This window comes from Prevotella sp. HJM029 (assembly GCF_000599605.1).
Lineage (GTDB): Bacteria > Bacteroidota > Bacteroidia > Bacteroidales > Bacteroidaceae > Prevotella.
The window spans coordinates 21,394-31,907 of sequence record NZ_AZHT01000080.1; the positions used below are offsets into that span (position 1 = coordinate 21,394).

The 10,514-nt window shown below is 42.4% G+C and carries 8 protein-coding genes; all 8 read left to right on the forward strand.

Translation table 11 applies throughout. The features are described from left to right. Positions 1–63: 63 nt before the first annotated feature. Positions 64–696 (forward strand): 3'-5' exonuclease, encoded by a 633-nt coding sequence (locus tag X919_RS0105100; RefSeq protein WP_028899274.1) that lies wholly within the window; start codon positions 64–66, stop codon positions 694–696. A 58-nt stretch (positions 697–754) separates the two neighbouring features. Continuing rightward, complete coding sequence (locus X919_RS0105105) at positions 755–1,936, forward strand: class I SAM-dependent rRNA methyltransferase (protein ID WP_028899275.1); 1,182 nt, start codon at positions 755–757, stop codon at positions 1,934–1,936. Further along, on the forward strand, positions 1,926–3,281 hold the full coding sequence (gene tilS, locus X919_RS0105110; RefSeq protein WP_028899276.1) for a tRNA lysidine(34) synthetase TilS: 1,356 nt from the start codon (positions 1,926–1,928) through the stop codon (positions 3,279–3,281). Before X919_RS0105105 ends, tilS begins: the two co-directional genes overlap by 11 nt. 388 nt (positions 3,282–3,669) lie before the next feature. Further along, positions 3,670–4,713: a UDP-3-O-(3-hydroxymyristoyl)glucosamine N-acyltransferase gene (gene lpxD, locus X919_RS0105120; RefSeq protein ID WP_028899278.1), complete on the forward strand. Its 1,044-nt coding sequence runs from the start codon at positions 3,670–3,672 to the stop codon at positions 4,711–4,713. Between the two features lie 2 nt (positions 4,714–4,715). After that, the gene (locus X919_RS0105125) at positions 4,716–6,107 is read left to right on the forward strand and encodes a bifunctional UDP-3-O-[3-hydroxymyristoyl] N-acetylglucosamine deacetylase/3-hydroxyacyl-ACP dehydratase (protein ID WP_028899279.1); all 1,392 of its coding nucleotides are present in this window, start codon (positions 4,716–4,718) and stop codon (positions 6,105–6,107) included. 12 nt (positions 6,108–6,119) lie between these two features. Beyond that, complete coding sequence (gene lpxA, locus X919_RS0105130) at positions 6,120–6,890, forward strand: acyl-ACP--UDP-N-acetylglucosamine O-acyltransferase (protein WP_028899280.1); 771 nt, start codon at positions 6,120–6,122, stop codon at positions 6,888–6,890. Beyond that, the gene (gene miaA / locus X919_RS0105135) at positions 6,890–7,789 is read left to right on the forward strand and encodes a tRNA (adenosine(37)-N6)-dimethylallyltransferase MiaA (RefSeq protein ID WP_028899281.1); all 900 of its coding nucleotides are present in this window, start codon (positions 6,890–6,892) and stop codon (positions 7,787–7,789) included. Before lpxA ends, miaA begins: the two co-directional genes overlap by 1 nt. Positions 7,790–7,839: 50 nt before the next feature. Further along, a complete protein-coding gene (locus X919_RS0105140) occupies positions 7,840–10,410 on the forward strand; it encodes a transglycosylase domain-containing protein (protein WP_028899282.1) in 2,571 nt (856 codons plus the stop codon). Positions 10,411–10,514: the final 104 nt, after the last annotated feature.

Below are 10,514 nucleotides of genomic sequence, written 5' to 3' on the forward strand. Positions count from 1 at the left end.
ATCCGATATGGGGTGTTCTTTTCATAACTTTTTTTTAATTTTGCAGTGCAGCAAACAAGGAAAATGAAGAAAACTATATATAGTCGATTTGACAAAAAAGCAATAACAGAACTACCACAAGTACTTTTCCCTGGTAGGATTATTACGATTATAAGTGAAAGCGATGCCGAAAAGGCCGTAGACTATTTACTTACTTGTGATATTTTGGGTGTTGATACCGAGACGCGTCCAACTTTTAAAAAAGGGCAACAACATAAAGTTGCCTTATTACAAGTTGCAACGCACGATACTTGCTTTTTGTTTCGATTATCAGATATCGGCCTACCCAAGTCTATTATCCGCCTATTAGAAGACAAACAAATTCCCAAAGTGGGACTTTCCTGGCACGACGACCTTTTATCGCTTAGCAAGCGCGAAAAGTTTACTCCAGGTTATTTCATTGATCTGCAAAATCTTGTTGGGGCAATCGGTATCAAAGATTTGAGTTTGCAAAAGATTTACGCAAACTTGTTCCATCAAAAAATAAGTAAACGGCAACGTCTCACGAACTGGGAGGCCGATATTCTCAACGAAAAACAAAAACTATATGCAGCGACAGATGCATGGACCTGCATCAATCTATATGAAGAAATTGTTAGGCTCACTCGCACGAAAGCCTATCAACTCATTGACACTTCTGAAGACATCGCTGAATAGGATAGATAGAGGAATAAGAGAATGTAGAATAAACAGAATAAAATAGGAGCACAGATACATGTATAAGACAGTCTATCTAAAAGAAGGAAAAGAGGAGTCGCTCAAACGTTTTCATCCCTGGATTTTCTCAGGGGCCATTCACCATCTCGATGAAGAAATCTCTGAGGGTGAAATAGTGCGTGTTGTTACATTTATGGGCGATTTCATCGCTATTGGGCATTACCAAATTGGTTCGATTGCCGTGCGAGTACTCTCTTTCCAGGATGTTCATATTGATGAAACATTTTGGGAATCGCATTTAGGTAGTGCCTTAGCCATGCGAAGAAGTATTGGTGTGGCAGACAATCTGCAAAACAATACTTATAGGCTCGTTCATGGAGAAGGCGACAATCTACCAGGACTGATTATTGATTGTTATGGAAAAACGGCTGTTATGCAAGCGCATAGTGTGGGAATACACAACAATCGGTTTGACATTTGTAAAGCACTCATCAAGATTATGGGCGATAGAATCGAGCAGGTCTATTATAAAAGCGAGACGACCCTCCCCTATAAAGCCGAGTTAGGACAGGAAAATGGATTTATCTATGGTTCTACCGAAGAGGATGTTGCCATCGAAAACGGCCTTAAGTTTCATGTTGATTGGCTAAAAGGACAGAAAACAGGCTTTTTCATTGACCAACGAGAAAACAGAAGTTTATTAGAACACTATGCTAAAGGACGTAGTGTTTTGAACATGTTTTGTTATACGGGAGGGTTTTCTGTTTATGCCATGCGTGGCCAAGCAAAATTGGTACATTCTGTTGATAGCAGTGCTAAAGCTGTTGAACTCACCAATCAGAATATTGCATTGAACTTTTCGCAGGACACACGTCATGAAGCATTTTGTGAAGATGCATTCAAATATTTAGATACGCATAATGACAAATACGATTTGATAGTGCTCGACCCTCCAGCCTTTGCCAAACATCGGTCAACATTGAGAAACGCGCTAAAGGGCTATACTCGCTTGAATGTGAAAGGCTTTCAGCAAATAAAAAGCGGCGGAATTCTTTTCACATTCAGCTGTTCGCAAGTCGTAACGAAGGAGCAATTCCGCAATGCTGTTTTCACGGCTGCTGCACAGGCTGGCCGAAAGGTCAGAATACTTCATCAGTTGCATCAGCCGGCTGACCATCCCATCAACATCTACCATCCTGAGGGTGAGTATCTAAAGGGGCTCGTGTTGTATGTGGAATAGCTATCTTCTGCGCGTAAAAGACTTTATCGAAAGCCAACAGCTACTGCAACACGATGAGCTATATATCGTTGCATTGAGTGGTGGAAGTGACAGCGTTGCACTGTTATGTATGATGCGCGAATTAGGCTATCGCATCGTTGCTGCTCATTGTAATTTTCAATTACGAGGAGCAGAAGCGTACAATGATGAACGATTTTGTGAAACGCTTTGTGCTCAATTTAATATTCCTTTCCACCGCATTCATTTTGACACCAAAACCTATTCGCGGCTCCACCATGTGAGCATTGAAATGGCAGCGCGGGAATTGCGCTATCAATATTTTGACAACTTGCGTGAAGATATAGCCGCAGAAGGCATTTTAGTGGGGCATCATCAAGACGATAGCGTAGAAACAATTTTGATGAATCTCATTCGTGGCACAGGAATAGATGGACTGCTGGGCATACAAGCCAAGAAAGGGTGCATCATCCGTCCACTTTTATGCTTGACACAGAATGAAATCTACGATTATCTAAACACAAAGCATCAAACCTATGTTTTAGACCAAAGTAATCTCATTGATGACGTGGTGCGCAATCGGATTCGCTTAAACATCATTCCATTACTACAGGAAATTAATCCATCGGCAAGTCAAAACATCATGACCACGAGCAAGCGATTATCGCAGGTTTCAGAACTGTTTCAGCAAGCTATTCAGCAAAATATTGAAGCAGTGACAAAAGAAAAGACCGACGATGCTACCCTACTCGACCTTGAGCAATTACAACATCTCACGGCTCAAGAGTACACCCTTTTCTATCTGCTGCGCAATTTCAATTTCTCACCCGAAACTATTGCCCAAATCTCCTCTCATCTGCATGCTCCAACCGGCAAACGATGGCTTTCGAAAACGCATGTTGCCAGCATCAACCGTTCTTATTTAATGATTGAGAAACATTGTGTTACTAATTTGCAACAATCATTGGTAATCCCCGAGGAGGGTAGCTATATTTGGAACTCAAACTTGAAGTTTACATTCACCCAACAGCCAGTCTCATCAACATTCCAACCCAGTCGTGCGGCAAACGAGGCCACTCTCGATGCTGACAAAGTGAAGTTCCCCCTAAAAATTCGTTATGCACGCCAAGGAGACCGCTTTACCCCATTTGGAATGCAAGGAAGCAAATTGCTCAGCGATTTCTTAACCGAGAAAAAGTTCTCGCTCAATAAAAAGCAGCAACAATTGGTCATAGAAGACAGCACTGGGAGGTTGATTTGGATAGTGGGACTGCGCACAAGTCAATATGTATGCACCAATCATCAGACTCGCCAAGTGCTGAGAATTTGTTGCTTCCATGCCGATTAAAGTGTTCTTCAATGTGTCCTGCGAACGCCATATCGAATCTAAAACAGACGTTCCCGACCCCAAGAACGAACAAAATGATTTAAAAACGTTGTTCCCGACCTCGGGAACAGCTGAAAATGACAAAAATCATCGTTCCCGAGGTCGGGAACACGCAAAAATGAGAAAAACAGCTGTTCCCGATGTTGGGAACACGCAAAAACATCAAAAATGATTGTTCCCAACATTGGGAAGCCCCAAAAATGAGAAAAACACGTGTTCCCAAAGTTGGGAACACGTGTTTTGTATCCTTTACAGGGCATCATGACAGAAAATATTAAAGCTGATGCGCCCATTCTAAATTTATTTTACTATATTTGCAGCCGCATTCTTACATTTAATAAATTATATGATGGAGTTTACAGCGAAACAAATTGCCCAGTTTATTCAAGGTAAGATTGAGGGCGATGAAAATGCTAAGGTTAATACATTTGCAAAAATAGAGGAAGGTGTTCCTGGCGCTATATCTTTTTTAGCCAGCCCAAAATACACACACTACATATACGAAACGCAATCGACAATCATTCTTGTCGATGAAACAATTGCTATTGAAAAGCCCGTTAAAGCCGTATTGATTAGAGTAAAAAATGCGCGCGATTGTGTGGCAAAACTATTGCAATTGTATGATGCTGCTGTCCATCCCAAGAAACAGGGTATTAGCGAATTGGCATTTATTGCGCCTTCGGCAAAAATTGGGAAGGACGTTTATATAGGCCCCTTCGCTTTTATTGGTGAGAACACAATCGTTGGTGATGAATGCCAGATTTATCCAAATGCAACGATTGGCGACAATGTTGCAATCGGTAATGCCTGCACTATCTACCCCAATGTGACTATCTATGCAGGCTGCCGATTAGGAAACCGCGTGACTCTTCATGCCGGAGCAGTTATCGGAGCCGATGGATTTGGGTTTGCTCCCAATGGAACTGATGGTTACGACAAGATACCACAAATTGGAATTGTAGAGATTGAAGATGATGTTGAAATTGGCGCAAACACATGTGTTGACCGCTCGACCATGGGCAGCACGAAGATACATCAAGGAGTAAAATTAGACAACCTTGTGCAAATTGCTCATAACGTAGAAGTGGGAGCTAACACGGTAATGTCCGCACAAGTGGGCATTGCAGGAAGCACAAAAGTGGGACAATGGTGTATGTTTGGCGGTCAAGTTGGCGTTGCAGGACACATTGAGATAGGCGACAAAGTGTTTCTTGGTGCACAGAGCGGTGTACCCGGCAGTATCAAATCGAATCAGATGCTCATAGGCACGCCTCCTATGGAACAACGCCCCTACTTCAAATCACAGGCAATATTTCAACGACTTCCAGAAATCTATCAAGAACTCAACGCATTGAAAAAGGAAGTTGCGCAATTAAAAGAAAACAGAAAATAAATATGGAAGCTAAAAAGCAAACGACACTCAAAGGCAGTTTTTCTCTCTTTGGCAAGGGACTACACACAGGATTGAGTCTTACGGTTACTTTCAACCCTGCCCCAGAGAATACAGGATATAAAATCCAGCGTATAGATTTAGAAGGACAGCCTATAATTGATGCAGTTGCTGAGAATGTTGTTGATACGCAACGGGGCACAGTCTTAGGCAAAGGCGATGTTAAAGTCTCAACGATTGAGCATGGTATGGCTGCGCTTTATGCATCGGGTATAGATAATTGTTTGATACAAGTTAATGGACCTGAATTTCCTATTCTTGATGGCTCGGCAACGATGTTTATAGACCATATTAAAAAGGTCGGTATTCAAGAGCAAAATGCATCGAAAGATTATTATGTCATTCGCCATAAGATTGAGGTAAAAGATGAAAATACGGGTTCTGTCATTACCATACTTCCTGATGACCAATTTAGTTTGACAGCCATGTGCTCGTTCAATTCTAAATTCATCAATAGCCAATTTGCTACACTTGAGGATATGTCGACTTTTGACACCGAGATTGCGGCAGCGCGTACCTTTGTCTTCGTGAGAGACATCATGCCCTTGTTGGAAGCCAATCTCATTAAGGGCGGCGATTTAGACAATGCCATTGTTATTTATGAGAAGGAAGTGAGCCAGGAGAATTTGAATCAATTAGCAGATATCCTCAAAGTTCCTCATATTGATGCAAAGAAAATTGGTTATATCCAGCATAAACCCCTCATGTGGGAAAATGAATGTACGCGTCACAAATTGTTAGATATCATTGGTGATATGGCCTTAATCGGTCGCCCTATCAAGGGAAGGATTGTTGCTACCCGCCCTGGTCACACGATAAATAACAAATTTGCACGCCTCATGCGAAAGGAAATTCGCAAACACGAGGTGCAAGCGCCCATCTATGACCCCAACGAGGCTCCTATTTTAGATAATAGGCGGATTAGAGAGTTACTTCCTCATCGGTATCCGATGCAGTTGGTTGATAAAGTTACAGCAATGGGACCAACCAGCATTGTTGGCATTAAAAATGTAACCGCCAATGAACCTTTCTTCCAAGGTCATTTTCCAACAGAGCCTGTAATGCCGGGCGTTTTACAAATTGAAGCTATGGCACAATGTGGCGGATTATTGGTATTAAGCCAATTAGAAGACCCAGAAAAGTATTCTACTTATTTCCTAAAGATTGACGACGTGAAGTTTAGACAAAAGGTTGTCCCTGGGGATACGCTATTATTTAAAGTAGAGTTATTGGGTCCTGTACGTCATGGCATCAGCTCTATGAAAGGCTATGTGTTCGTTGGTGACCAGATTGTTTCAGAGGCCACATTTACTGCGCAGATTGCAAAAAATAAATAATGCATAAGAAATATGAATCAGATTAGTCCTTTAGCTTTCGTTCATCCTGAAGCACAATTAGGCGATAATAATATCATAGGTCCTTTTTGCTATATTGACAGAGATACTGTTATTGGCAATAACAATAACTTCCAGAATAGTGTAACAATCCATATTGGAGCACGCATTGGCGACAATAACGAAATTTTTCCTGGTGCGAGCATTTCAACCAAACCGCAAGATTTAAAATTTAAAGGTGAGGCTTCGACTTGTGAAATAGGAAATAACAATAGTATTAGAGAAAATGTTACCATCTCCCGCGGAACAGCCTCTAAAGGTAAAACGACGGTTGGTAACAACTGCCTGCTGATGGAAAACATGCATATTGCGCATGACTGCGTTATTGGTAATAATTGTATTGTAGGCAATTCGACAAAGTTTGCGGGTGAAGTTACCGTTGAGGATAATGCCATTGTGAGTGCCGCCGTACTTACCCATCAATTCTGTAAGATAGGTGGTTATGTCATGGTACAAGGTGGATGCCGATTTAGTCAGGATATTCCTCCCTACATTATTGCGGGTAAAGAGCCCACACACTATTGTGGAATTAATTTAGTGGGACTTCGTAGGCGTGGATTTAGTAATGAAACAATAGAACACATTCATGAGGCCTATCGCCTACTCTATTCAAAAGGAGTATTGAAAGAAGGAATTGAGGCGATTAGAAGTAATTTGGAAATAACGCCAGAAATCCAATACATCATTGATTTTGTTGAGAATTCAAAGCGCGGAATTATACGTTGATGCCAACACTGATTGTCCTTGTCGGTCCTACAGGTGTGGGCAAAACAGCTGTGAGCCTCCAGATTGCACAACATCTAAACACTCCGATTATCAATGTTGACTCGCGTCAGCTCTATCGAGAGATTCCCATTGGAACAGCAGCTCCCACGGCGATAGAACAATATATGGTTAAACATTATTTTGTGGGAACACAATCAATTAACGATTATTATAGTGCTGCAAAATTTGAGGCCGAAGCATTGCTTGTTGCACAGACTTACTTTGAAGGTGGTGAAAAAATACTACTTGCTTCAGGGGGTAGCATGCTTTATATTGATGCGCTGTGCAAGGGCATCGACGACATTCCAACTATTAACGCGGAAACTCGTGAGTTACTGCGCCAGAAGCTAATTCATCAAGGATTGGCTGAATTAACGAGAGAGCTCAAGCTGTTAGATCCAGAATATTATGAGCTTGTGGACAAGAAAAATCCAAGGCGTATTGTGCATGCTTTAGAAATCTGCTATATGACTGGGTGTACATTCTCTTCCTTTCGAAAACGAACAAAGAAGGAACGCCCGTTTAACATACTCAAGATAGGATTAAATCGCGACCGTGAAGAAATGTATGCACGCATCAATCAACGCGTGTTAGAAATGGTTCGAAACGGACTTTTTGATGAAGCGCTCGCCGTTTATTCACATCGTAATAAAAATGCCCTTAACACCGTTGGATATAAAGAATCTTTCTTGTATCTTGATGGGCTTATCACTCGTGAAGAAGCTATTCGGCAGATTCAATCCCATACGCGTGAATATATGCGTAAGCAACTTACTTGGTTTAAGAGAGACAAAGATATTCGATGGTTTCATCCCGATAACATACAAGAAATTTTAAAATACATCGACAAGAATAGCTAAGCTACAATAAATTTGCTATTTTTGCATAAACAAAAAGAAAAGATTGGCGCATGGATAAAATAAAACAATTTTTCAGTTGGTGTATCAAGCATATACGTGGCTTTTGGCCGTGGTATAAGTCACTCTATCAAGACAAAGCTTGGTATACGAAGGCACTCATAGGTTTTTGCTCATTCCTTATTTCATTTATTGTTTACTTGGGCATGGTCGACATGAATTTCCTCTGGCTTTTTGGAAAATCGCCAGGCTACTTCTCTGGAATTATGGATCCACAGACCAGTGAGGCTTCAGAAATCTATAGTGCAGACGGAAAATTGATTGGTAAGTTCTTCAATGAAAACAGAACGCCAGTAAAATACGAGGAAGTAAATCCCATATTCTTCAAAGAGCTCATCGACACAGAAGACGAGCGATTCTACAAGCATTTTGGCATTGACCCCATTGGCCTATTTGCTGCTATGAAAGATGCTGTGGTGCATCGCGGTGGACGTGGCGCATCTACCATCACACAGCAATTAGCCAAAAATATGTTCCGTGTACGCTCACAATATTCAACAGGACTTCTTGGCAAGATTCCTGGGCTGAAGATTTTAATTGTAAAGAGCAAAGAATGGATTATTGCCACTAAATTAGAAACCGTTTATTCGAAGAAAGAAATCATTACAATGTATGCCAACACCGTTGATTTCGGTAACAATTCGTTTGGCATCAAGACGGCGGCCAAGACCTATTTCAACACCACACCACACGACTTGACTGCCGAGCAGGCTGCCGTGTTAGTGGGTATGCTAAAGGCCACATCCTATTACAATCCCAAGAATAATCCCAAGAACTCACTGGCGCGTCGTAATGTTGTTTTAGACAACCTCTACCATCATGGCGACATCTCGCGTCAGGTGTGTGACTCGCTGAAGAATATTCCTATCAAGCTCGACTTCAAGGTAGAAGAAAACTATGACGGGCAAGCTAAATATTTCCGTGAGGCTATTGCCAATTATCTCAAAGAATGGTGTCAAGATAACGGCTACGACTTATATTCAAGCGGTCTGAAAATCTACACCACTATCGACACGCGCATGCAAAAATATGCTGAAGAAGCGGCGCGCAAACAGATGAAGCAGGTGCAGCAAAATTTCAACAACCACTGGAGCATCTATCGTAATCAGTCTACCAACTGGCTCAGACAAGAACCATGGCAAGATGAAAATCATAAGGTTATTCCCAACTTTATTCAGCAAATTGCCGAGCGGCAGCCCTTCTACAAGGCTTTACTTGCCAAATATCCCAACAATATCGACTCGGTCAACTACTATTACAAAGAGTGGAAACATCCAGTGAAGCTCTTCGATTATGACAAGGGAACCATCGTGAAGGAGATGACATCAGAGGACTCCATTAAATATATGACCACCTTCATGCATTGTGCATTCCTTGCTATGGAGCCTCAGACTGGTGCAGTGAAAGCATGGGTAGGTGATATTGATTTCAACTCGTGGAAATATGACAAGGTAACGGCCATGCGGCAGCCTGGCTCAACATTTAAGCTGTTTGTCTACACCGAGGCTATGAACCAAGGGCTCACTCCTTGTGACAAGCGCCGCGACGAATATATCTCAATGCAGGTCTTCGACAAGAAAAAAAATCAAGAAGTAACCTGGACACCTGGCAATGCTAACGGCTCATTTAGCGGAGACTCCATTCCACTGAAAGGTGCCTTTGCGCGAAGCATCAACTCCATAGCTGTGCGCTTAGGACAGGAAATGGGCATCCCGAGAATCATCGAAACAGCCAAGCGCATGGGCATCACTAGTCCACTCGACAATGCGCCATCGTTAGCCTTAGGATCGAGTGACGTCAGCCTATTAGAAATGGTTAATGCCTATTGTGTCATTGCAGACAATGGACGCCATCACGATCCTGTACTTGTGACGCGCATCGTCGACAAAGATGGTAACGAGGTGTATGTTGGTCCCACAAAGAGCGAAATGGTCATCCCCTATAAGAGTGCCTTCCTCATGCAACAAATGTTGCAAGGCGGATTAAAAGAGCCAGGCGGAACCTCACAATCGCTATGGGGCTACGTGGGCAACTATCGTGACACCGAGTTTGGCGGAAAGACTGGAACGAGCAACAACCACTCTGATGCATGGTTTATGGGCGTGAGTCCAAAATTGGTTGTTGGAGCATGGGTTGGTGGTGAATATCGCTGCATTCACTTCCGCACTGGTGCCCTCGGACAAGGTGCGCGCACGGCATTGCCCATCTGCGGCTATTTCCTACAGGCACTATTCAAAGACCCAGCCTTCAAGCAATATCACGGCAAATTTGATAAGCCACATGACTCCGACATCACAAGTGATATGTATCTATGCCCCAGCTATTATCAGGCTGCAAAGCGCGACACCACGGCTACCGATAGCACAGTTGTCGAAGAAGAGGTGATGCTCGACGAAGACGGCAACCCTGTAAATGGAAATGGAGCTGAAGCTGGTGAGAGTGTCAATAAAGAGTCGAAAGAGGGACACGAAAAAGCCAGCAAAGAGATGTTCAAACCGCAAGAAGGTAAAAAAGAAAAGAAACGGAAAGGAACAGAGCAGCAAGTGAATTTAGACGATATCTAAGTCGATAACATAAGCATCATGCAGCGGATGAACAGGTAGTGTAATTTCAACTGTGTCAAGGCTCTAACCCTTTATATTTCACCTCATATGGATGACACGATTTT